General features: G+C 72.5%; 21 protein-coding genes and 1 tRNA gene. 6 read left to right on the plus strand and 16 right to left on the minus strand.

The window, feature by feature from the left end; translation table 11 throughout:
* Window positions 1-2: 2 nt before the first annotated feature.
* Together ACIRJT_RS27250 and ACIRJT_RS27255 are read right to left on the minus strand one after the other, a co-directional pair.
* On the minus strand, window positions 3-1,028 hold the full coding sequence (locus tag ACIRJT_RS27250; protein WP_403914107.1) for a helix-turn-helix domain-containing protein: 1,026 nt from the start codon (window positions 1,026-1,028) through the stop codon (window positions 3-5).
* A gap of 141 nt (window positions 1,029-1,169) precedes the next feature.
* Window positions 1,170-1,243, minus strand: a tRNA-Thr gene (locus ACIRJT_RS27255).
* A 178-nt stretch (window positions 1,244-1,421) separates the two neighbouring features.
* Between ACIRJT_RS27255 and ACIRJT_RS27260 the strand changes: the two genes are divergently transcribed.
* The 3 genes from ACIRJT_RS27260 (at window position 1,422) to ACIRJT_RS27270 (ending at window position 3,998) form a co-directional block, all read left to right on the plus strand.
* On the plus strand, window positions 1,422-2,558 hold the full coding sequence (locus ACIRJT_RS27260) for an ABC transporter ATP-binding protein (RefSeq protein WP_403913917.1): 1,137 nt from the start codon (window positions 1,422-1,424) through the stop codon (window positions 2,556-2,558).
* A 237-nt stretch (window positions 2,559-2,795) separates the two neighbouring features.
* The gene (locus tag ACIRJT_RS27265; protein ID WP_403913920.1) at window positions 2,796-3,209 is read left to right on the plus strand and encodes a hypothetical protein; all 414 of its coding nucleotides are present in this window, start codon (window positions 2,796-2,798) and stop codon (window positions 3,207-3,209) included.
* Window positions 3,210-3,281: 72 nt separating this feature from the next.
* Window positions 3,282-3,998 carry an NDP-sugar synthase gene (locus ACIRJT_RS27270; RefSeq protein ID WP_397925040.1) on the plus strand — a complete coding sequence of 239 codons (717 nt, stop codon included), beginning with the start codon at window positions 3,282-3,284 and terminating at the stop codon, window positions 3,996-3,998.
* Window positions 3,999-4,096: 98 nt separating this feature from the next.
* Here ACIRJT_RS27270 and ACIRJT_RS27275 read toward each other — a convergent pair whose 3' ends face one another.
* The 11 genes from ACIRJT_RS27275 to ACIRJT_RS27325 form a co-directional block, all read right to left on the minus strand.
* The gene (locus ACIRJT_RS27275) at window positions 4,097-5,728 is read right to left on the minus strand and encodes a DoxX family membrane protein (RefSeq protein ID WP_403913923.1); all 1,632 of its coding nucleotides are present in this window, start codon (window positions 5,726-5,728) and stop codon (window positions 4,097-4,099) included.
* Between the two features lie 192 nt (window positions 5,729-5,920).
* Window positions 5,921-6,877 (minus strand): 23S rRNA (guanosine(2251)-2'-O)-methyltransferase RlmB, encoded by a 957-nt coding sequence (gene rlmB / locus ACIRJT_RS27280; RefSeq protein WP_007446476.1) that lies wholly within the window; start codon window positions 6,875-6,877, stop codon window positions 5,921-5,923.
* 98 nt (window positions 6,878-6,975) lie between these two features.
* A complete protein-coding gene (gene cysS / locus ACIRJT_RS27285) occupies window positions 6,976-8,376 on the minus strand; it encodes a cysteine--tRNA ligase (RefSeq protein WP_403913927.1) in 1,401 nt (466 codons plus the stop codon).
* A gap of 143 nt (window positions 8,377-8,519) precedes the next feature.
* Entirely contained in the window at window positions 8,520-8,924 is a 405-nt protein-coding gene (locus tag ACIRJT_RS27290) for a PPOX class F420-dependent oxidoreductase (RefSeq protein ID WP_403913930.1), read from the minus strand.
* 49 nt (window positions 8,925-8,973) lie between these two features.
* The gene (locus ACIRJT_RS27295) at window positions 8,974-10,326 is read right to left on the minus strand and encodes an MFS transporter (protein ID WP_403913933.1); all 1,353 of its coding nucleotides are present in this window, start codon (window positions 10,324-10,326) and stop codon (window positions 8,974-8,976) included.
* On the minus strand, window positions 10,323-12,044 hold the full coding sequence (locus ACIRJT_RS27300; protein WP_403913936.1) for an ABC transporter permease subunit: 1,722 nt from the start codon (window positions 12,042-12,044) through the stop codon (window positions 10,323-10,325). The genes ACIRJT_RS27295 and ACIRJT_RS27300 overlap by 4 nt, the downstream gene beginning before the upstream one ends.
* Window positions 12,045-12,048: 4 nt before the next feature.
* Entirely contained in the window at window positions 12,049-13,581 is a 1,533-nt protein-coding gene (locus ACIRJT_RS27305) for an ABC transporter substrate-binding protein (RefSeq protein WP_403913939.1), read from the minus strand.
* A gap of 31 nt (window positions 13,582-13,612) precedes the next feature.
* Window positions 13,613-14,176, minus strand: coding sequence for a GNAT family N-acetyltransferase (locus ACIRJT_RS27310; RefSeq protein WP_403914109.1), 564 nt, complete (start codon window positions 14,174-14,176; stop codon window positions 13,613-13,615).
* 280 nt (window positions 14,177-14,456) lie between these two features.
* Entirely contained in the window at window positions 14,457-14,975 is a 519-nt protein-coding gene (ispF, locus tag ACIRJT_RS27315; RefSeq protein ID WP_403913942.1) for a 2-C-methyl-D-erythritol 2,4-cyclodiphosphate synthase, read from the minus strand.
* A complete protein-coding gene (ispD, locus tag ACIRJT_RS27320; RefSeq protein WP_403913943.1) occupies window positions 14,965-15,732 on the minus strand; it encodes a 2-C-methyl-D-erythritol 4-phosphate cytidylyltransferase in 768 nt (255 codons plus the stop codon). Before ispD ends, ispF begins: the two co-directional genes overlap by 11 nt.
* Before the next feature lie 372 nt (window positions 15,733-16,104).
* Complete coding sequence (locus ACIRJT_RS27325; RefSeq protein WP_003953493.1) at window positions 16,105-16,587, minus strand: CarD family transcriptional regulator; 483 nt, start codon at window positions 16,585-16,587, stop codon at window positions 16,105-16,107.
* Between the two features lie 716 nt (window positions 16,588-17,303).
* Between ACIRJT_RS27325 and ACIRJT_RS27330 the strand changes: the two genes are divergently transcribed.
* Window positions 17,304-18,017 (plus strand): DUF461 domain-containing protein, encoded by a 714-nt coding sequence (locus ACIRJT_RS27330; RefSeq protein ID WP_403913946.1) that lies wholly within the window; start codon window positions 17,304-17,306, stop codon window positions 18,015-18,017.
* A 145-nt stretch (window positions 18,018-18,162) separates the two neighbouring features.
* Here the strand turns inward: ACIRJT_RS27330 and ACIRJT_RS27335 are convergent, their stop codons facing one another.
* Window positions 18,163-18,843 carry a response regulator transcription factor gene (locus tag ACIRJT_RS27335; protein WP_003968183.1) on the minus strand — a complete coding sequence of 227 codons (681 nt, stop codon included), beginning with the start codon at window positions 18,841-18,843 and terminating at the stop codon, window positions 18,163-18,165.
* Window positions 18,840-20,102 (minus strand): cell wall metabolism sensor histidine kinase WalK, encoded by a 1,263-nt coding sequence (locus ACIRJT_RS27340; protein ID WP_215108033.1) that lies wholly within the window; start codon window positions 20,100-20,102, stop codon window positions 18,840-18,842. The genes ACIRJT_RS27335 and ACIRJT_RS27340 overlap by 4 nt, the downstream gene beginning before the upstream one ends.
* Window positions 20,103-20,301: 199 nt before the next feature.
* Between ACIRJT_RS27340 and phoU the strand changes: the two genes are divergently transcribed.
* Window positions 20,302-20,979: a phosphate signaling complex protein PhoU gene (gene phoU, locus ACIRJT_RS27345; RefSeq protein ID WP_018959812.1), complete on the plus strand. Its 678-nt coding sequence runs from the start codon at window positions 20,302-20,304 to the stop codon at window positions 20,977-20,979.
* A gap of 280 nt (window positions 20,980-21,259) precedes the next feature.
* The gene (locus ACIRJT_RS27350) at window positions 21,260-21,409 is read left to right on the plus strand and encodes a hypothetical protein (RefSeq protein WP_403913950.1); all 150 of its coding nucleotides are present in this window, start codon (window positions 21,260-21,262) and stop codon (window positions 21,407-21,409) included.
* Between the two features lie 79 nt (window positions 21,410-21,488).
* On the opposite strand, the gene ACIRJT_RS27355 is transcribed toward ACIRJT_RS27350, so the two are convergent.
* Window positions 21,489-22,817, minus strand: a complete 1,329-nt coding sequence (locus ACIRJT_RS27355) for an MDR family MFS transporter (protein WP_403914111.1) — start codon at window positions 22,815-22,817, stop codon at window positions 21,489-21,491.
* Between the last annotated feature and the right edge of the window lie 92 nt (window positions 22,818-22,909).

Consider the following 22,909-nt stretch of genomic DNA (forward strand, 5'->3'; position numbering starts at 1 on the left):
GCTCAGCGCGGCGCGTCCACGGCCTCCTCGCCCGCCCCGGCCCGGGCGGCCCGCAGGACGGACGCACCGGTGGGGGTGAGGGTGTGCAGAACGGCGGGGCCGTTGCGGGCGGTCGTGATGAGCCCCGCGTCACGCAGCACGGTGGCATGCCTGCTGGCGGCGGACGCCGAGACGCCGGCGGCCCGGGCGATCTCTCCCGTGGTGGCACCGCCGGCCGCCGCCCGCAGGGCACTCGCCCGGGCCCGCCCCAGCAGGTTGGCCAGCGACCGCTCGGGGTCCTCGGCCCGCAGAGGGCGGGCCGGCGGCTCGTGCAGCAGCGAGTACCAGAGCACGGGCGGCAGCCCAGGATCGGCGAACGCGACGGGCTCCCCCCAGTTGAAGTAGGAGGGGACAAGAGTGAGCCCACGGCCGTTCAGATACAGGTCCCGGTCCTCCATCTGCCGGGGATACGCGACCTCCAGGACCGGCGCACGCCACCGCAGCATGGGGCCGAGTCCGGCGAGCATGCCCTCCACTCCGCCGTGGAGAAGGCCACGTCCACGCACCGCCCGCTCGGCTTCGATGCGGGCCTGGATGCGTTCCTGGTGGGGGACGACAGTGGTGTCGTAGTACGCGCGCAGTATCCGGACGAACTCCTGACGCACCTCCCGCTCGGCCAGTCGCCCCGCCCACCCGGGCGCCCCGACGAGTCGGTCGAGAAGGGTGATCTCCTCCTCGACCCGCTGCGGAGGCGTGGCCAGGAGCGTCTCCAGCCCCGCCTCCAGGCCGTCCACCCCGGTGGGCGGCGTGAGGAAGTCCGGGAAGTAGGACGCCCTGGGATACATGGGCAACAGGACGCTCCGCAGAGCCCGCTCCAGGCCCTCCTCCCGCAGATCCCGCCGCGCCGTGCGGTACCACCCGGCGTAGGCCCAGCGACCCCGGCTGGACTGCAACCGGTGCATGCTCGCGGCGATCTCGAAGAGGGGGTCGGGCGCGGGGGCGAGCCGGGTCCTGGCCAGATCCACGTCGCTGAAGTGGATGCGGAGCATGTGGTCCCCCATGGGTTCGGCTCCTTGCGAGCCTGGGGAAACGCGATAAAGGTCCGATGAACAAGGACTGAACGGGCATGCACGCCGCCCGGAAACGAAAGAAGTCCAGGTCAGACGAGATCTGACCTGGACTTCCCACAGAGCCCCCTGTCGGATTCGAACCGACGACCTACGCATTACAAGTGCGTTGCTCTGGCCAGCTGAGCTAAGGAGGCGCGCCGGAAGCAGTCTAACCAACCGCGCGCCCCGCCCGTCCGTGTTTTCCGTGTGCTCCGGACTACTGACAGATCGAGAAACGCCAGGTAGCGTCACGGCAGGTCCACGTCTGTGGACCAGACCACTCCCTACTCGGATCGTCCGGCACGTTCCTGCCGGTTGAGGAGAAGATTCAGCATGGCCAGTGTCACGTTCGACAAGGCGTCCCGCGTCTACCCCGGCTCCACGAAGCCGGCCGTGGACCAGCTCGAGATCGACATCGCGGACGGTGAGTTCCTCGTCCTCGTCGGTCCCTCCGGCTGTGGCAAGTCGACCTCCCTGCGCATGCTCGCGGGTCTTGAGGACGTCAACGGCGGTGCGATCCGCATCGGTGACCGCGACGTCACGCACCTGCCGCCGAAGGACCGGGACATCGCCATGGTGTTCCAGAACTACGCGCTCTACCCGCACATGTCCGTCGCGGACAACATGGGCTTCGCGCTGAAGATCGCCGGTATCAACAAGACCGAGATCCGGGCGAAGGTCGAAGAGGCCGCCAAGATGCTGGACCTCACCGACTACCTGGACCGCAAGCCGAAGGCGCTCTCCGGTGGTCAGCGTCAGCGTGTGGCGATGGGCCGCGCCATCGTGCGTGAGCCGCAGGTCTTCCTCATGGACGAGCCGCTGTCGAACCTCGACGCCAAGCTCCGTGTCTCCACCCGTACGCAGATCGCCTCGCTGCAGCGCCGTCTCGGCATCACCACCGTGTACGTCACCCACGACCAGGTCGAGGCCCTCACCATGGGCGACCGGGTCGCGGTGCTGAAGGACGGACTGCTCCAGCAGGTCGACTCGCCGCGCAACATGTACGACCGCCCCGCCAACCTCTTCGTCGCCGGCTTCATCGGCTCCCCCGCGATGAACCTCATCGAGGTCCCGATCACCGACGGCGGCGTGAAGTTCGGCAACAGCGTCGTACCCGTCTCCCGCGAGGCGCTCACCGCCGCCGCGGACCGCGGTGACACCACCGTCACGGTCGGCATCCGCCCCGAGCACTTCGACATCGTCGAGCACGGCGGTGCCGCCGCGAAGTCGCTGACCAAGGACTCCTCGGACGCGCCGGCCGGTCTCGCCGTCTCCGTCAACGTCGTCGAGGAGCTCGGCGCCGACGGCTTCGTCTACGGTGGCGCGCAGGTCGGCAGCGAGCACAAGGACCTGGTCGTCCGCGTCGGCGGCCGTGCCGTCCCGGAGAAGGGCACCGAGCTGCACGTCGTCCCGCGCCCGGACGAGCTGCACGTCTTCGCGACCTCCACCGGCGAGCGTCTCACCAACTGACGCCCCACCCGCCGTACGCTCGGCCCCGCACCCCCGCAGGGGGGCGCGGGGCCGTTTGCGTGGTCCCGGCGGGTTCGGGTTTCGGTGCCGGGCGGCAGCAAATGGCCCGGCACACAGGGCACTTCACGGGCATTTCACCCTGGTTCGTCCCGCTCGTATTCGAAAGGGCGCGTCGAACCATCCCCCGCAAGGGTGACGAATTGTCGCCAGGCCATCACTGGCCGCTACGCTCGCTGCGTGACCCACACCGCGCGCCGCATCGGCCGATCCCTCGCTCTCGTCCTGCCCGTCGTCATGGTTCTGTCCGGGACCCTCGCGGTCACCAGCGTCCAGTGGGCGGAGTCGGACACCGACTCCCAGCTGCTGGCCGCCTCCTCGGAGACCGTGTCCAAGCCCGCGAAGCCGCACGCCCCGCAGGACGTCCTGCGCGAGAAGCTGCTCGTGGAGCTGCAGGAGAAGGACCCGGGCACCGCGCTCACGGGCCTCCAGCGCGCCGTCGAGCAGCGTCCCTCCCTCGCTCGCCACTGCATGTCGATCGCGAAGGCCCTCGGCAAGGCGGCCGTCGAGCAGTACGGCCCGACCCGTGCGCACCGCTTCTCCCGGCCCGTCTGCGACACCTCGTTCGCCTCCGGCGTCGCGCGGTTCAGCTGAGGCCTCCCGGCCCGGGAGGCGGTCGCGCGGAGCGTCACCTTCCGATGGCCGGCACCGCATATCGTGCCTGCCATGCATACGTATCCGACGCAGGCCGTGATCCTCGCCGGTGGCCAGGGGTCGCGGCTGCGGCCGTACACCGACGACCGCCCCAAGCCGATGGTCGAGATCCCCGGGACCGGGACTCCGATCATCGGCCATCAGCTGTCCTGGCTGGCCGCCGAGGGAGTCACCGACGCCGTGGTCTCCTGCGGGCACCTCGCCGAGGTGCTCCAGGAGTGGCTGGACGCCGCCGTGCTGCCGCTCCGGGTCACCACCGTCGTGGAGACCGAGCCGCTGGGCCGCGGCGGCGGTCTGAAGTACGCGGCCGGGCGGCTGCCCGATCCGGAGCAGCCCTGGTACGCCACCAACGGCGACATCTGGACCCGCTTCTCCCTGCGGGAGATGGCCGCCTTCCACGCGGAGCGCGACGCCACCGCCACCCTGGCCCTGGCCCGGCCCCGGATCCCGTGGGGCGCCGTGGAGACGGACGCGTTCGGGCACATCACCGACTTCATCGAGTCGCCGCCCTCCCCGTATCTGATCAACGCCGGGGTGTACGTGTTCTCGCCCGCGTTCACGAAGCTGCTGCCGGACCGCGGCGACCATGAGCGGACCACGTTCCCGCGCCTCGCCCGCGAGCGTCGGCTGGCCGGTTATCCGCTGCCGAACGGGGCGTACTGGCGGGCCATCGACACGGCGAAGGACCTGACCGAGGCGGCCCGCGAGCTCGGCTCCCACGAGGGCTGACGGTTTCGCCTTCACACGAACACGAAGGGGCGGCCCCCACCCGGTTCTTCCGTCCGGGTGGGGGCCGCCCCTCACTGCTGTCGTACCGGTCGTGCGGGTCAGCCGAGGAGGCCGCCGATCGGGTTCCGGCCGCCGCCGCCCGAGGTCGATCCCTCGCCGCCCGAGGAGGTGGCGCCCCCGGTCGGCGCCGGTTCGCCGCCGCCCGTGGAGCCGTCGCCGCCCGTGGAGCCGGACGAATCGGGTCCGGCGCTGGTGGCGGCCGGAGGCTCCTGCGGGGTGGACTGCTGCGGGGGCGCCTGGTTGGTGCCCTGGGTCTGGCTGGGCTGGGTGCTGCCCGAGCCGGTGTTCTGGCCGCCGCCCGTGTCGCGGGTCGCGCCGGGGCTGGCCTGGCCGCCCTCGGGGGTGGTGGCCGCCCCGGAGCGGCTGGGCTCCGGCCGGCGCCGCTGGTCCGGCGTACGGGAGGCCTGGCGCTCGTCGGTGGACTCCTGGGGCAGCGGCATGCCGGGGAGGCGGTTGGTGGGGTTGTCGTTGCGGCCGGGGACGGTGACGACCTCGCTGGAGCGGACCGCGCCGCCGAGGATGGAGCCGATGAGCAGGGTGAGGCCGACGACGACCGTCCCGACGACGGTGCCCCGGCGCAGGACCCGGCGGCGCAGGTCCCAGATCTCCGAGCGCGGGCCGAGCTTGCGCCAGGCCTCCCCGGCCAGTCGGCCGTCCACGGAGTAGACCGGCGCGCCCGCGATGATCAGCGGGCTCCAGGCGGCCAGCAGGATGATGTCGGGCGCGTCGTACACCGCGACCGAGCGCCAGCTCACCGTCACCAGCAGCGCGGCGGAGAGCAGCGCGCCGAACGCGGCGGCGACCCGCTGCCAGAGGCCGAGGACGGTGAGCACGCCGACCACGACCTGGAGGAAGGCGACGGTCAGCCCGGCGCCGACCGGGTGGGAGAGCGCGAAGTCGCGCAGCGGCTCGGCCATCGCCCACGGATGCAGGGAGGTCAGCCACTTCACCATCGAGCCGCGCTCGCCGCCGTCGAAGTAGACGGGGTCGCACAGCTTGCCCATGCCGGCGTAGATGGAGATGAAGCCGAGGAGCACCCGCATGGGGAGCAGGACGACGCCCAGATTCATCCGGTGGCCGGGGTAATAGGCGTGCCGGACGGGGTCGCCCACGCCCCGCCGGGCGCGGGACTCGTCGGATTCGTCGGCCTCGTAGTCGTCGGTCCCGTCGGGGTCGTCGGGCCCGTCGACCGGGTCGTCGTACGCGCCGACGGCCTGCCGCATGGGCGGCAGCAGCGGGCCGGTGCGTCCCGGCTGGTGGGGAGGCGCGGTCAGGAGCGGGGTGGGCTGCGTCTCCTCCAGGAGCGGGACGACCTGCGTCGCGCCCGCTCCGTGCCCGCCCCCGGTCGGCCCGCCGAGGCCGGCGTCGAGGTGTCCGGCGGTGGAGTTGCGCACGGCCTGGAGGAGGCCCGTCGCGCCGGGGTCGCCGGGAGCGGACTTCCCGCTCCAGACGACCGGTGCCCGCCTGCGGCCGCCGCCGGCACCGCTCATGGCGGGGATGCGGGCCGTCTCCGCGGGGGCACCGCGCAGCCGTGCGCGCTGGCCCGGGGCGAGCTGCACCCGGAAGCTGGCGTGGTTGACGATGACCTGCGCGGGGTCGCTGTCCACCTTGGTCATGCTCAGGGAGGCGGGTTGCTCGTCGAACCGAGGCGTTCTGGTGTCCACACTCATCTAACCGAGTGACGTGTGGTTAGGACACTGCCTCGACCGCACCGGATGTGTCCGAGACCCGTCAAGATCAGGCCAAACTCGGGCAACCTGGAACTGTGTTCGGCGTTCGCGCGTCAACTCGCCCGGCGGACGAGCCGGTTGCCGCGCGCGTCGGCCCGCGAACGCCGCTGCGTCCGCGGGCCCGGCGGACGGCTATCCGCGGCGGCGCGCCACCTCGTACAGCACGATGCCCGCCGCGACACCGGCGTTGAGCGACTCCGCGCCGCCCGGCATCGAGATCCGCACCCGGTAGTCGCAGGTCTCGCCGACGAGACGGCCCAGGCCCTTGCCCTCGCTGCCGATGACGATGACGACCGGGCCCGCCAGCTGCTCCAGGTCCTCCACCGTGTGCTCGCCGTCGGCGGCCAGGCCGACGACCGTGAGGCCCGCCTTCTGGTAGCCCTCCAGCGCGCGGGTGAGGTTGGTGACCCGGGAGACGGGCGTGCGGGCCGCCGTACCGGCCGAGGACTTCCACGCACCGGCGGTCATACCGGCCGCGCGGCGCTCGGGGACGACCACGCCGTGGCCGCCGAAAGCGGAGACCGAGCGGACGATGGCGCCGAGGTTGCGCGGGTCGGTCACCCCGTCGAGGGCGACGATCAGGGGGTCCTCGTTGTTGTCGTACGCGGCGGCGGTGAGGTCCTCCGGGTGCGCGTACTCGTACGGCGGGACCTGGAGGACGAGGCCCTGGTGGTTCAGGCCGTTCGTCATCCGGTCCAGCTCGGGGCGCGGGGCCTCCATCAGGTTGATGTTGCCGCGCTCGCCCGCGAGCTTGAGGGCGTCGCGGACGCGCTCGTCGTTGTCGATGTACTGCTGGACGTACAGGGTGACGGCGGGCACGCCGTCGCGCAGGGCCTCGTAGACCGGGTTGCGGCCGACGACCATCTCCGAGGTGCCCTTCACACCGCCGCGCCGGGGCGCGGGGCGGCGGGCCGCGGCCTGCTTGGCCTGGGCGCCGGCGATCCGGTTCTTCTTGTGTCCCTTGCGGGCGGAGGCCGGCGGCGTCGGTCCCTTGCCTTCGAGACCACGGCGTCGCTGGCCACCGCTGCCGACCTGCATGCCCTTCTTGTTGGACGTGCGGCGGTTCCTGCGCTGGCTGTTCCCGGCCATGATCTACCTGTTTCGTTGCTTTCAGACGTACGTACGTATAAGGAAAGTGTGCCGCCCGGATCGCCGGGCGGCACAATCTCACTGCTCGGAGCGGGTGCTCAGCGCGGTCCCAGCGTCCACCGGGGGCCGGTGGGGCTGTCCTCGATGACGAGGCCGGACTGGTTGAGCTGGTCGCGGATGGCGTCGGCGGCGGCCCAGTCCTTGCGGGCGCGGGCCGACTGCCGCTGGTCGAGGACGAGGCGCACGAGGGTGTCGACGACGCCGTGCAGGTCCTCGCCCCGGTCGCTCTCGCCCGCCCAGTGCGGGTCGAGCGGGTCCAGGCCGAGGACGCCGAGCATGGCCCGGACCTCGGCGAGGCGGGCGGCGGCTGCTTCCTTGTCGTCGGCGGCCAGTGCGCTGTTGCCCTGGCGGACGGTGGTGTGGATGATCGCCAGCGCCTGCGGCACGCCCAGGTCCTCGTCCATCGCCTCGGCGAAGGCGGGCGGCACCTCGGCGGCGGGCGGGACGACCTCCCCGGTCTTCTCGGTGACGCGCTGGACGAAGCCCTCGATCCGCGCGAACGCGGATTCGGCCTCGCGCAGGGCCTCCTCGCTGTACTCGATCATCGACCGGTAGTGCGGGGTGCCGAGGTAGTAGCGCAGGACGATCGGGCGCCAGTGCTTGACCATCTCGCTGACGAGGACGGAGTTGCCCAGCGACTTCGACATCTTCTCGCCGGACAGGGTGACCCAGCCGTTGTGCACCCAGTACTTCGCGAACGCGTCGCCGTAGGCCTTGGCCTGGGCGATCTCGTTCTCGTGGTGCGGGAAGATCAGGTCGATGCCGCCGCCGTGGATGTCGAAGGCGGAGCCCAGGTACTTGTGGGCCATCGCGGAGCACTCCAGGTGCCAGCCGGGACGGCCGCGGCCCCAGGGCGTCTCCCAGCTGGGCTCGCCCGGCTTGGTGGCCTTCCACATGGCGAAGTCACGCTGGTCGCGCTTGCCGGTCTCGCCCTCGCCGGACGGCTGGCGCAGATCGTCCAGCTCCTGGTTGGAGAGCTCCAGATAGCTGGGCAGTGAGCGCACGTGGAAGTAGACGTTGCCGTCGGCCTCGTAGGCGTGACCGCTCTCGATCAGGCCGCGCATCATCTCGATCATCTCGGGAACGTGGCCGGTGGCGCGGGGCTCGTAGGTGGGCGGCAGGCAGCCCAGCGCGTCGTAGCCGTCGTTGAACGCGCGCTCGTTCTCGTAGCCGATCGACCACCACGGGCGGCCCTGCTCGGCGGACTTCGCGATGATCTTGTCGTCGATGTCGGTGACGTTCCGGATGAACGTGACGTCGTAGCCGCGGTACGTGAACCAGCGGCGCATGATGTCGAAGTTCAGGCCCGAGCGGATGTGGCCGATGTGCGGTGCTGCCTGGACAGTGGCGCCACAGAGGTAGATCGAGACGCAGCCCGCTGTGAGCGGGACGAAGTCACGGATCTGCCGGGCGTTGGTGTCGTGCAGGCGAATAGTCACGCCTCAAGGGTAGTAGGCCCGCACCAGTGCCCCGCGACCCTTGGGGATCGCGGGGACAACTTTCTGGTACCGGGATGCCTCGAAACGGCCCGGGAAGGGCCCGGAGAGCGTTCTCACGCCGTCCGTGGGGCCAGGGCCCCGGCCTAGAGGCGGCCGACGACCTTGCGCGGGGAGACGCGGACGACGACGCGGGGGGCGTCGGCGGCGGAGTCCGGGTTGAACTCCGCGTACGGCTTGCCGGTGTACTTCACCGACAGCTCGTCGATCAGCTCCTGCCCGCCGTCCGTCGTCAGCGTCGCCTCGCCGCGGATCTCGGCGTAGGTGTACGGGTTGTCGAAGGGCTGGACGACCACGGTGACGCGCGGGTCACGGCGGAGGTTCTTCTCCTTGCGGCGGCCGACGGTGGTGGAGATCAGGAGGTCGTCGCCGTCGCGCTTGACCCAGACCGGGGAGACCTGGGGGCTGCCGTCGGGCTGGATGGTGGCGATGTTGACGAACACGGGGCTGTCGAGCAGGTTCTTGAGCTCGGCGGAGAGTTCGGCGGTCATGCGTACGGCCTCCTGTGCGCTGCGGTCGGTCCTTCGTCCAGTGCTGCTCCTACCCCGCAACCGCGCGCGTTCGCCGATCCTTCCCGCCCCGGCCCGCCGGAAGGGTGAACGCCAGCACCGCTCCGGCCAGCGGGACCGCCGCGAGCGCCGCCCACCGCACGGGCGCGGGCGCGTCGAGCAGGGCGCCGGTCGCCGCGCTCCCCCCGAGGACGGCGATCCCGGAGACGGAGGACAGTGCCCCGGTGGCCAGCCCGAGCTGCCGGTCGTCGACCAGGTCGGGCACCAGGCCCCGGGCGGCGGGGACCAGCAGCATCTGGCCCAGGGTCAGCAGGACGACGAGCGTGGCGCCGGGCAGCAGACCGCCGGGTCCTGCCGGGGCGAGCGGTACGGCGGCGAAGCCGGCGGCGACGACGACGAGGCCGGTGACCAGCGCGGTGCGCGGGGTGATCCGGTGGGCGGACCAGCGGGTCAGCGGCAATTGGGCGACGACGACCAGCAGCGAGGACAGCGCGAAGAGCCAGCCGAGCGCGGCCTCCGATCCGGTGGCCCGCTCCACCTCGACGGGCAACGAGAGATAGAGCTGGTTGTAGGCGACGAGGTAGCTGCTGTACGCGAGGCAGAGCAGCAGGAACGCCCGGTTGGCGAACACCGCCCGCCACGGCGACCGGGCCGGTTGGGCCGTGCGGGTGATGGCGTCCGGCGCCTGTGCCTGTGCGTCGTCCCGTTCCCGTACGGAGTCGGCTGCCTGTTCCCGTCCTCGTACGGGGTCGGCGCGCGGCATCAGGCGGGCGTGCCCGGCCAGTACGCCGACGAAGACGGCGGCCCCGGCGAGGCAGGCGGCCCGGAAACCGCCGCCGAGCAGCAGGAGCAGGGAGCCGAGCAGCGGCCCGATGAACGCCCCGGCCTGCCCGGCGGCGGAGACCAGGGCGAGGACGTGGGCGCGCGGGGTGCCGGTGTCCCGTTCGTGCCGGACCGCCTCGCGGGCGGCCTCGGACTCGACGGCCGGCGAGAACAGGGCCGCGGCGAAGCCGATGAGGAGGACGGCGGCGATGACGGTGGCCGTGGACCCGGCGACGGCGAGCCAGCCGAACCCGGCGATCCGCAGGGCGCAGCCCGCCAGCACGACGGGGCGCGGGCCGTAGCGGTCGGTGAGCGCACCGCCGACGACGAACAGGCCCTGCTGGCTGAAGGTGCGCAGCCCGAGGACGAGGCCGACGAGCCAGCCCGCCATGCCGAGGCCGCTGCCGAGGTGGGTGGCCAGGTAGGGCAGGACGGCGTAGAAGCCGATGTTGAAGGCGAACTGGGTGGCGGTGAGGAGCCGGAGGTAGGGGGTGGGCGCGCTCGCGAGCCGGGGCCTGCGGCTCTCCGCGGCGGGGGCTTGCGCGGGTGCGGGCCGGTTCACTTCAGGCCCGCCGGGGTGCGCCCGCGCACCGCGGCCGAGGTGAGGACGGCCAGGGCGCCGAGGACGGCGAGCGCGGCGGCGGGGGCGAGGACGGCCCACGGGGCCCGCTCGGCGTACGGCATGTTCTCCGACAGCATCCGGCCCCACTCCGGCGCCGGGGCCTGCGTGCCGAGGCCGAGGAAGCCGAGGGAGGCGAGGGCCAGCGCGATGGCCGGTACGCGGAGCAGGGCGTGGCGCACCACCGGCGGCAGGACTCCGGGCAGGACGTGGCGGCGCAGGAGGTGGGCCCGGTCCGCGCCGAGTGCGACGGCGGCGGCGAGGTGCGGGGCCGCCTTCTCCTGGGCGTACAGGGCGGCGGTGTGGGCGGCGAGCGGGGCCCAGGCGACGGCGGCCACCGCCGCGGCGGCGCCCCAGGGGCCCGGCCCGGCGATGCCCGCGACGACGAGGCCGGCGAGGACGGCGGGGAGCGCGTTCGCCGTCTCGGTGAGCGCTCCGGCGCGTACGGCCCCGAGGAGCAGGCCGAGCACCAGGGTGACCGCCCCCACCGCGACGGCGGCCAGCGCGGTGCGGGCGGCGCCGTGGCCGAGGCGGGCGAGGACGTCGCGGCCGAGGTTGTCGGTGCCGAAGGGGTGCGCGGCGGAGGGGCCCGTGAGGCGGGCGGCCGTGTCGACGTGGAGCGGGTCGCGCAGGAGGCCCGCGACGGTGACGGCGATCAGGAGGCCGCCGAGGACGAGGGCGGCGACGGCGAGCGCGCGGCGGCCGGGCAGCCGGGGCGCGACGAGGGCGGGCAGCGCCCGGTCGGTGAGCGCGGGGCCGAGCAGCACGCGGACGGCGAGGCGGGAGGCCAGCCCCGCGGCGACGCCGAGGAGCAGCAGCACCAGGACGGTCGCCTGGAGGACGGGCAGGTCCTGGGCGAGGGCGGCGGCCAGTGCCGTACCGCCGAGGCCGGGGATCGCGTACAGCGTCTCGACGGCGACCGCTCCGCCGGTCAGTCCGACGGCGACCAGGCCGAGCTGGGGCAGCAGGCCCGGGAGCGCCCGGCGCAGGGCGTGGCGGGCGACGGTCCGGGGCGGCATCCCGCTCGCGGCGGCGGACCGCGCCCAGGGTTCGGCGAACGCGCCGGGCAGGGCGTCGTCCAGCAGTCGGCCGAGCAGCGCGCCCGCGGGGACGCCCATGGCGAGCGCGGGCAGCACCAGCTGGTCGGGGGCGCCCCAGCCGAGCGCCGGGAACCACCCGAGGTGCACGGCGAACACCGTGGCCAGGACGGCGGCGAGCAGGAACTCCGGCAGCGCGGCGAGCACCGCCGCGCCCGCTCCGGCGCGCACCCGGACGATCCGGCGCGCGGCCCCGCGCCGCAGGGTGGCGGCGCTCAGCGCGAGGGCGAGGAGCACGGCGACCGCGAGCGAGGCGCCCATCAGGGTGAGGGAGTTGCCCAGCGCGGCGGCCACATCGGGTCCGACGGGCTGCCCGGAGACCCAGGACTCCCCCGGGTCGCCCCGGAGCAGCCCGCCGAGCCAGCCGCCCAGGACCTGCCACGGCCCGCCGTCGAGCCCGGTCTCGGCGCGGATCGCGGCGAGGGTCTCGGGCGTCGGGGCCCGGTCGGCGTACCGGGCGTGCAGGATCGTGCGGGCCGGATCGGTCCGGGTCAGCCAGGGCAGCAGCCCGATCACCGCGACGACGGCGAACAGCGCGCCGAGCCGTCCGGCGAGGTACTTCACGCGGTCACCCGACGCGGGTGTCGGCGGTGATGAGGGTGCGCTCCATCGGGTCGAGGGCGACGCCCCGGACGCGGGTGTCGTCGTAGCCCTGCACGAAGCGCTCGTGGACGAGCGGGACGAGGGCGTCGGAGCCGAGGATCGCGGCCTCGGCGGTCATCTCGGCCCGGTGGCGGGCGTCGGTGTCGGCGAGGGCGGCAGCCTTGTCGATGGCGGCGTCGACGGGCTTCGCGCAGAGCTGGGTGATGTTGAAGCTGCCGTCGCAGGTGAAGTCGGAGGCGAGGTAGGAGACCGGGTCGGCGGTGTCCAGGAGGGTGTTGCGGGCCTGGATGAACGCGTCGTACTTCCCGGCGAGCGCGTCGGCCTCCAGCTGCGCGTAGTCGCGGACGACCTGCTTGACGGTGAAGCCGCGCTTCTCCAGCTGCTGCTGGACGACGGTGGCGACCTCGGGCAGCTCGGGCCGGTTGGTGTAGGTGGCCAGCACGATCTCGGAGGTCTTCCCCACCTCGGCCGGGGCGGCGGCCTCCGCGCGGCCGGTGGGGGCGGTGCGCAGGTCGGCGGCCCACGGCACGCCGGGGCCCAGCAGGCCCTGGGCGGTGTCGGCGCGCCCTTCGTAGACGCCGTCGACCAGTGCCCGGGAGTCGATGGCCTCGCGGGCGGCGGCGCGCATCGCCGGGTCGGCGAAGACGCCGCGTTCGGTGTTGAGGGAGAGGCCGTTGGTGCGGGCGGAGGGGAATTCGTGGACCAGGCCGTCGCCGAGCAGCGCGGCCTGCGAGATCGGTACGTACTCGGCGACGTCCACGTCCTTCGTCCGCAGCGCGTTGGCGCGGGCGGTGCCGTCGGCGACGAACCTCACGTCGACGCCGGGTGCCTTCGCCTTGCCGCCCCAGTAGGTGTCGTTGCGCTCCAGGGTGGCGCTGACCGCGCCGTTCACCTCGGCGAGGGTGAAGGGGCCGGTGGCGTGCCCGGCGGGGTCGACCTTGGAGCCGTCCTTGTACGCGGCGGCGGACAGGATGCTCAGGGAGGGGTTGGCCAGCCGCTGGGGCAGCAGCGGGTCGGCGTCCTTCGTCGTGATCCGTACGGTGTCCGCGCCCGCGGCCGTGGCGGTGAGCGTGGTGTCGGACAGCACCCGGGGCTTGGGGGACGCCTTCTGCGCGGCGGCCAGCGAGCGGACCACGGCCGTGGCGGAGAGCTTCGTGCCGTCCTGGAAGACGGCGTCCTCGCGGACCGTGAACTCCCAGGCCCTCGCGCCGTCGCGCTTCCAGGAGGCGGCGAGCGCGGGCTCGGCCTCTCCGTTCCGGTCGAGCCGGGTGAGCCCTTCGACGACGGCGAGCCGGCTCAGGGTGACGGCGTCGTCGCCGTACGGGGACATGGCCTGGGCGGGCGGGAAGGCCATGGCCACCTTCAGCCGCCGGTCCCCGCCGGAGCCGCCGGAGTCCGTGGACGAGGTGCAGGCGGTGGCGACGGGCACGAGGAGCGTGGCGGCGGCCAGGGGCAGCGCGACGCGACGGCGGTGAGGGCGGGGGCGGGAGGTGGGCATGGCGACGACCTTATATGAAAACGATTGTCATTTAACTGGCGGGGGTGGTCCGGGCGGAATCGCCGACGGAAACGGGGACGGCCCCGGGCATCGGCAGCTCGAAGTGGACGATCCCCTGCCCGCCCCCGGGCAGCGTCCGCTCGTCGCACACCTCGCGGGCGAGCGAACGCCAGAAGGGTTCGGCGCCCGGCACGGCGGGGTCGGTGTGCAGGTACAGCGCCTCGTAGCCCCCGGCCCGGGCGGCGAACTCCGCCAGCTCGCGCACCAACTGCCGGGCCAGTCCGTGCCTGCGGTGCTCGGGGCGCACATAGATCCGGCAGAGCTGCGCGGTGGTCCCGGAGGGGAAGCGCTCGGCGACCCACGGGGGATTGGGCGGCGCCTGCGGCCCCCGGTCGCGCACGGCCCCGGTGGCGACGATCTCGCCGCGGTGCTCGACGACGAGCAGGGTGCAGCGCTCCGGGTGCAGATAGGCGGAGGCGGGGTCGATGATGTCGGCGTGCCAGCGGGGTACGTAGCCGGACCTCAGGTCGCGGTAGACGGTGTCGAGCATCACGGCCCGCGCTCCGCCGAGGTCGTCGGCGGTGGCGGTGCGCAGGACGTATCCGGCGGCCCGGTGGCCATCGTGGGCGGTCCGGTCGCCGGCCCGGTCGCCGGTCCGGTCGGCCGCAGTCCCCGCAGTCCCCGCAGTCACCGTGGTCACCGCAGCCACCCTGGTCGCGCTGGTCGCGCTGGTCGCGCTGGTCGCGCTGGTCGCGCTGGTCGCGCTGGTCGCGCTGGTCACCGGTACCACTTCCGCCTCCTCCTGCACATCGCTTGCACCTTCAGCGTACGTGCGACTGATGTGCAGGAGGCGCGGGCCCGGGCGCGGCCCGGCGTCAGGCGGTCCGGTATACCAGGGCGGTCGCGAGGCCGGCGATGCCCTCGCCTCGGCCGGTGAAGCCGAGGCCGTCGGAGGTGGCGGCGGAGAGCGAGACCGGGGCGCCCACGGCGTCGGACAGCACCTTCTGCGCCTCCTCGCGCCGCTTGCCGATCTTCGGACGGAGGCCGACGACCTGGACGGCGACGTTCCCGATCTCGAAGCCCCCGGCGCGGACGATCCGGGCGGCTTCGGTGAGCAGCGTGACGCCCGCGGCCCCGGACCACTCGGGGCGGCCGGTGCCGAAGTGCTGCCCGAGGTCGCCGAGGCCGGCGGCGGAGAGGAGCGCGTTGCAGGCGGCGTGCGCGACGACGTCGGCGTCCGAGTGCCCGGCCAGACCGGGGCCCTCGCCCTCCCACTTCAGGCCCGCGCACCACAGCTCGCGGCCCTCCTCGAAGGCGTGGATGTCGGTGCCGATGCCGACGAGCGGGATGACGGGTGCGGCGGGGGCTCCCGCCGCGGGGTTCTCAGAAACCATCGTTGGCCCTCCTGCGGGCGAGTACCGCCTCGGCCAGCACCAGGTCGAGCGGCCGGGTCACCTTGAACGCCTCCTCGTGGCCGGGGACGACGACCACCGGCGCACCGAGCCGCTCCACCATGCCCGCGTCGTCCGTGGCGCCCTCGCCGTCGACGGCGACCTCGGCGTGCGCCCGCACCAGCGTGTCCCGGTCGAAGCCCTGCGGCGTCTGCACCGCGCGCAGCCTGGCCCGTACGGGAGTGGCGAGCACCGGCTCCGGCTCCCCGGGCGCCCGGGCGGGCCCGACCTCCTTGACGGTGTCCGCGAGGGGCAGCGCGGGAACGACGGCGGGCGCTCCGTCCCGTACGGCCGCGGCGACCGCGTCGACCGTGTCGACCGGCACCAGGGGCCGGGCGGCGTCGTGGACCAGGACGACGGCGACGTCCTCGGGCAGCGCGTCGAGGCCCAGGCGCACGGACTCCTGGCGCGTCTCACCGCCCGGCACCACCAGGTAGTCGGTGCGCTCGGGCAGCGGGTGCTCGTCGAGGAGGTGCTTGACCTCGGGCGCGCCGTCCGGCGGGGCGACGACCACGACGAGGGAGACGGCCCGGGACGCGGCCATGGCGCGAATGGCGTGGATCAGCATGGGCGTCCCGCCGAGCGCCCGAAGGGCCTTGGGCGCGCCGGGACCGAGCCGCACGCCCCGCCCTGCCGCGGGGATCACCGCGGCGGTACGGGGAGGGCGCGGCCGGTCGGTCGGGGGTGGCGTCGATGACATCGGTTGCACTCCGAAGGTCCGAGAAGGTCCGAAGGTTCGGCAGGTTTGTTTCCACGACCGACATGGGTAGGGGCCCAGCGAGCCGGGCGTGACGCCCTGGGCTCGCACCGGGCCCCTTCCGTGACACCCGGTCGAGCACAGGTCGCACCGGCGGCTCACGGAACACGGGGGCCGCCCTTCACCGGCGGCCGCCGCATACGCGGGATCACACCGCGGGCACGGTGTCTACCGGCAGTCGGGCACCAGATGTGGACATGAGTCCGAACATGCCGCAGCGCCCGACGACACAGCGTGAAAACGACTGGTCAGCGGGCACCGCGGCACATTCATACAACCGGCGCGATCCGGCGTACAGCCGGATTGATCCAGTTTTCAGGACGCGAGGACCTCGTCGAGCAGAGCCTCGGCCTTGTCCTCGTTCGTGTTCTCCGCGAGAGCGAGCTCGCTCACCAGGATCTGGCGGGCCTTGGCGAGCATGCGCTTCTCCCCGGCGGAGAGGCCACGCTCGCGCTCACGACGCCACAGGTCACGCACTACCTCGGCGACCTTGATGACATCGCCGGAGGCGAGCTTCTCGAGATTTGCCTTGTACCGCCGGGACCAGTTCGTCGGCTCTTCGGCATACGGTGCGCGCAGCACCTCGAAGACCCGGTCCAGCCCGTCCTGCCCGACCACGTCGCGCACGCCCACGAACTCCGCATTGTCCGCCGGCACACGAACCGTCAAGTCGCCCTGGGCGACCTTGAGCACCAAGTAGGTCTTGTCCACGCCTTTGATCTGGCGAGTTTCGATAGCCTCGATCAGCGCGGCCCCGTGATGGGGATAGACCACGGTGTCGCCAACCTTGAACGTCATGTGACAGGTACCCCTTCCGTGGCTATCCAGAGTAACACGAGAACCGCATCTCCTGAATGGCGTTTTCGCAGGTCAGGGCATATCTCGGGGCTTGACAACACCAACACGAACGTGCTGCGGAAGGCTTCCGGAAGACGGTATTCGCAGGTCGGAGCCACTGTGCACCCAGAGCGAAACATCCACGTCACACGGCCCGGAAGCCCCACAGAAGAGGGCGAAAGTCCCGTTTTGTCGGGTTCGAGATGACCATCATTCCGTACGCCGTTCGATGCTCGCCCGCCTGTACGGACGTAACTGTCCGGCCGCAATGAAATTGATCAAGCCACATGACGTCCGGTGCCTTTCCGCCGCGAAGCCGGGAATGGCGGAGAAGCACCCGCCGAAGCCACGACTCGGGCAGAAGAATTGATCACGCGGATTATGTGAACGGCACATGGCGTACCCGCCGGTGGAACGCACCGCGGCCCCTTCGGAGGGCTCGCCTCCGAAGGGGCCCCGCCCGTCCCGCACCTCCCCCGGCGAACGTTCCGCGCCACCCCCGCGAAGAGAGCGGAACGCGTAGGGGCGGGTCGGGTGCAGGGCGGGCGCGGCGGCTCGGTAGCCTAAGGCCGCTGACACACCCTTAGGGCGGCTTTACACCACCGCTCGACACACCACCGCTCGACGACTGACGTCCGAAGTCCGCAGTCCGACTCGTTCAAGGAGTTGCCGCCGCCGTGAGCCGCAGCCTTCGACACGGCGCCCTCGCCGCCACCGCCACCGTGTTCTCGATCGTCACCCTGTCCGCCTGCGCGGCGGGCAACAACGCCGAGACCCTCAAGATCAGGCCGGACAACCCGGCCACCACGGTGGGCGACATCAAGATCCAGAACGTGAACGTGCTCACGCAGCCCGAGGGCGGCACGGACGGCCCCGCCGTCGTCGCCGCGACGCTGTTCAACGCAGGCACCGAGCGCGAGGTGCTGGAGTCGGTCACGCTGCCCGGCAGCGACGTCGAGGTGAAGCTCCAGGCCGCCAAGGGCGACGGTCCCATCGTGGTCCCGGCCGGCGGCCAGGTCACGATCGGCGGCAAGGGCAACGCCGCCGCCGTGATCGAGAACAGCGGTGAGGCGGCGCGCAACGGCGACGTCCAGCAGGTCGTCTTCAAGCTCAGCCGGACCGGCGACGTCGGCCTCGGCGCCAGCGTCTTCCCGGCCGAGGGCTTCTTCAAGGACTTCGGCCCCAGCCCGAAGGCGGAGGCGCCCGCGCCGAAGCCGAGCCCGACGCCCTCGGGCGACGCGTCCGGTGACGCGGAGACCCCCGGCGCGACCGAGGGCGAGGCGTCCGGCACCCCGGAGAACGGCGCGAGCACCGAGGGCGCCCAGGGCGAGACCGGTGCCCAGGGCGAGACGGGCACGGGCGACGCCGCCTCGGTGCCGGCGGCCGACTGACGCGTAACACCGCCCCGTAAGAGCAGAGACCGCAGACAACGCTGAGAACGCAGACACGGGCGTACAGCACGCCGAAGGGGCGCTTCCCGGCCGGGAAGCGCCCCTTCGGCATACCGCGGGCGGTGTCCCCTCGGCGTCCTTCGGTTTACGGCTCGAACTTGTACCCCAGGCCCCGCACGGTGACGAGGTAGCGCGGGGCTCCCGGGTCGGGCTCGATCTTGGCGCGCAGGCGCTTCACATGGACGTCGAGGGTCTTGGTGTCGCCGACGTAGTCCGCGCCCCAGACCCGGTCGATGAGCTGCATCCGGGTCAGCACCCGGCCCGCGTTGCGCAGGAGCATCTCCAGCAGGTCGAACTCCTTGAGCGGGAGGTCGACCTTTCCGCCGGAGACGGTGACCACGTGCCGGTCCACGTCCATCCGGACCGGGCCCGCCTCCAGGGCGGCCGGGGTGACCTCCTCCGGCTCTCCGCGGCGGCGCAGGACGGCCCGGATGCGGGCGACGAGCTCCCGGGAGGAGAACGGCTTGGTGACGTAGTCGTCGGCTCCTATTTCCAGCCCGACGACCTTGTCGATCTCGCTGTCCTTGGCGGTGACCATGATCACCGGAACGTTGGAGCGGCTGCGGAGCTGGCGGCACACCTCGGTGCCGGGCAGGCCGGGCAGCATCAGGTCGAGCAGGACCAGGTCGGCGCCGTTGCGCTCGAACTCGTCCAGCCCGTCGGGGCCGGTCGCCGCGATGGCGACCTCGAAACCTTCCTTGCGCAGCATGTAGGACAGGGCGTCGCTGAAGGATTCCTCATCCTCGACGACAAGCACTCGGGTCACGGAAGAGCCTCCGGGGCAGGGAAGGGGTCAAAGGTGTCGGTCTCGTACGGCCCCTCGTCGTCGCCGTTGACGATAAGCGGTCCGCCGGTGGTGCGCTCCCTCACGGCTCCCGATTCGGGCAGCCGGAGGGTGAAGGTGGAGCCCTGTCCCTCGGAGCTCCAGACGGTGACCTCCCCGCCGTGCGAGGCGGCCACGTGTTTGACGATGGCGAGGCCGAGACCGGTGCCACCGGTGGCCCGTGAGCGGGCCGGGTCGACGCGGTAGAACCGCTCGAAGACCCGCTCGCGGTCCTTCTCCGAGATGCCGATCCCCTGGTCGGTGACGGCTATCTCGATGAGTTCCCCGCCCGGTGAGGCCATGCGGCGTGCGGCGATGCCGACGCGGGTGTGGGCGGGGCTGTAGTTGACGGCGTTCTCGACGAGATTGCCGAGCGCGCCGACGAGCTGGCCGCGGTTGCCCCAGACCGTGAGGCCCTCGGCGCCCGCGGAGGCCATGGTGATCTGCTTCGAGCCGGCCTGCTGGCGGCAGCGGTCGATCGCCTCGGCGACCAGCGTCTCCACCTTGACCGGCTCGGCGTCCTCCAGCGGGTCGTCGTTCTGCACCCGGGAGAGGTCGATGAGCTCCTGGACGAGGTTGGTCAGCCGGGTCGCCTCGATCTGCATCCGCCCGGCGAACCGCTCCACCGCCTCCGGGTCGTCGGAGGCGTCCATGACCGCTTCGGAGAGCAGGGAGAGCGCTCCGGTCGGCGTCTTCAGCTCGTGGCTGACGTTGGCGACGAAGTCGCGCCGTACCGCTTCTATCCGGCGGGCCTCGGTGAGGTCCTCGACCAGCAGCAGCACCAGCCGCGAGCCCAGCGGGGCGACCCGGGCGGAGACCGCGAGGGTGTCCCCCCGGCCCGTGCCGCGCCGGGGCAGGTCCAGCTCGCCCTGTCGTATCTCGCCGTCCCGCCGGGTGTCCCTGGCCATGTTGAGCATGGGTTCGACGGCCAGCCGGCCACCCCTGACCAGGCCCAGGGCGTACGCCGCCGAGCTGGCCTTCACCACGCCGTCGCTCTCGTCGAGGACGACGGCGGAGGAGCTGAGCACCGAGAGGACGGTGTCCACCCCGGGGGGCAGGGCCGCGTTGCCGTCCGGCCGCAGCGACGTACGCGTGGGCCGTTTCAGGTCGCGTTCGCTCCAGCGGAACGCCAGCATGGCGATCACACCGGTCAACAGCCCGGCGATCGCTGCAGCTGCGGCGACCGCCGCGTTCACGTCCATGCTTCAAGGTTATGCGGGTGCGACGACTCCCTCCCAGCCGTCCGAGTGCCATCTCGAACACTCGTCGCCCAGAGTTCACCGAGGGGTAGGAGCCGGTTCACTTAGGGGGACGGATACGGACGCGTTCCGGCCCCACCGTGTAACCGTGGGGGTCGGTCCGAGACCCCGGCCTCAGTTTGGAACTGGAGAGGGACTTCCCATGCGCGACGCTTACCACGAGGAACTCGATTCGATCGGAGAAGGCCTGGTCGAGATGGCCCGGCTGGTCGGCTCGGCGATCGGGCGGGCGACCACGTCCATGCTCGACGCCGACCTGGCGCTGGCGGAGACCGTGATCGCCGGCGACCAGAAGGTCGACGACCTCCAGCACGACCTGGAGGCCCGCGCCATCGCGCTCCTCGCCCGCCAGCAGCCGGTGGCGACCGACCTGCGGATCGTGGTCACCTCGCTGCGGATGAGCGCCGACCTGGAGCGCTCGGGCGACCTCGCCCAGCACGTGGCGAAGCTGGCCCGGCTGCGCTTCCCGCAGGCGGCGGTCCCGAACGACCTGCACGCCACCATTCTGGAGATGGGCCAGCTCGCCCAGCGCCTGATGGCCAAGGCGGCCGAGGTCATCATCACCAAGGACGTCGACCTGGCGCTCCAGCTGGAGCAGGACGACGACGAGATGGACCTGCTGCACCGCACGCTGTTCCAGCACCTGATGGACGACCGCTGGAAGCACGGCATCGAGACGGCCGTGGACGTGACGCTGCTGGGCCGCTACTACGAGCGCTTCGCCGACCACGCGGTATCGGTCGCCAAGCGCGTGGTCTACCTGGTGACGGGCGAGCACGCGGACGAGATCCAGGCGGCGGCCCCGGTCGAGGGCGCGTAACGGCCGCTCGACCGGCTCGCGCAGTTCCGGCAGTTCCGGAACGCCCGTGACCCGTGGCAGCTCCGGTACGCCCGTGGCAGCCACGGGCGTACCGGAGTATCAACGGCGCACGCGGGTCGCACTCATGTTCCTGCACGCGTGCGCCGTTGATGCGCCCGTGGGGATGGGCATGCAATGGGGCGGGGGCGACGCCATGGCCGTGAGCGGTGGGCCGTGCCGTACGTCCCCGGCGGCGGCGCACCGGCGTCCGCCGCCCAGCCGTATGCCCTGAGGAGGAACCATGGCCGATTCCCCCACGACCGAACCCCAGCAGGAGATCCCGACCGAAGTGGTGCGCCGAGCGGTGCTCGGCGCCTGCGGCTGCGGGTCGGGCTGCGGGTGCGGCTGCCAGTCCGGTGCCCCGTGCCAGTGCGGCGGCTGCTCCGGCTGACCCGCGCCGCGTACGAACGCGCGGTGCCCGCCCGGCTTCGGTTCCGGGCGGGCACCGTGCGCGTCACCGGTCGCCCGGATCAGCCCGCCCGCTCCACCGCCGCGGCGGGTGCGGCCTCCGGCTCGGCCAGGTCCGGCCGGGCCTCGGCCGGTACGGGCGCGGGCTCGGGCAGGGCGTCCGCCACCACGTGGTCCTCGCGCGGAAGGTTGCGCATCAGCAGCCAGTAGCCGCCTCCGGCGACCGTGCCGATCACGGCGCAGGCGCCCCAGAGCCAGGCGGCGCCGTAGTTGTCGATCACGAAGCCGGACATCAGCGGCGCGACGAGCGCGGCCACCGACCAGGACATCGTGTACATGCCCTGGTAGCGGCCCCGGCCCTTGGCGGGCGACAACTGCACGACCAGGCCCGTCTGCGTGGGCGCGTTCACGATCTCGGCCAGGGTCCAGACGCACACCGTCAGGGCGTACGCCGCGACCGACCCGGCGAAGGCCGTCAGCCCGAAGCCGTACCCGGCGAGCAGCGAGGAGATGATCAGCAGCCGCCGGGGGTCGCGGTCCTGGATGAACCGGGTGACGGGGATCTGGAGCACCACGATCAGCACTCCGTTGACGAAGATGGCGGTACCGAAGTCGGAGCTGGACAGCCCGTCCTTCACCATGGCCACCGGCAGCCCCACGTACCCCTGCTGGAAGATCAGCGACACCAGGAACGACAGCCCCACGACCCCCATGTAGCGCCCGTCGCGCAGGACGGTGGTCAGCCGCACCTCGGGTTTGGGCCGCTTGCCGCCGACGGTCTTCACGGCCGCTTCCTCGGGCCGCGACTCCGGCACCTTCATGAAGACGAGCACGGCGCACACGAGCGTCATCAGGGCTTCGCCGATGAAGCAGGCGAGGTAGCTGTACTCGGCGATGAACCCGGCGCCGGCGGAGGAGATCGCGAAGCCGAGGTTGATGGCCCAGTAGTTGAGCGAGAAGGCCCGGACCCGGTCCTTCGGGGGCACGATGTCCGCCATCATCGCCTGGACGGCGGGGCGCGAGGCGTTGCTCGCCATCCCGACGAAGAACGCCACGGCGGCGATGGCGAACGGGTGCACCATGAACCCGAGCACCAGCACGGACACCGCGGTCGAGAGCTGGGCGATCAGCATGGTGGGCCGCCGCCCGAGCCGGTCGGTCATCACTCCCGCACCGAGCGAGGAGACGACCCCGCCCAGCCCGTGGAGGGCGGCGACGAGCCCGGCGTACGAAGCGGAGTAGCCCCGGTCCAGCGTCAGGTACAGGGCCATGAAGGTCGCGACGAACGCCCCGAGGCGGTTGACCAGAGTGCTGGTCCACAGCCACCAGAACTCGCGGGGCAGCCCGGAGACGGTCTCGCGGGCGGCTGTGCGCAGACCGGCGACGGACATAAGGGTTCCCCCCACGGGACGTACGGAACGAGGCCTCGGGTAACACTCCCGACAACGTCCGAGACATTACGAAGCCCGGCTCCCCGCCCGCC

Source organism: Streptomyces sp. NPDC102283 (assembly GCF_044766265.1).
GTDB lineage: Bacteria > Actinomycetota > Actinomycetes > Streptomycetales > Streptomycetaceae > Streptomyces.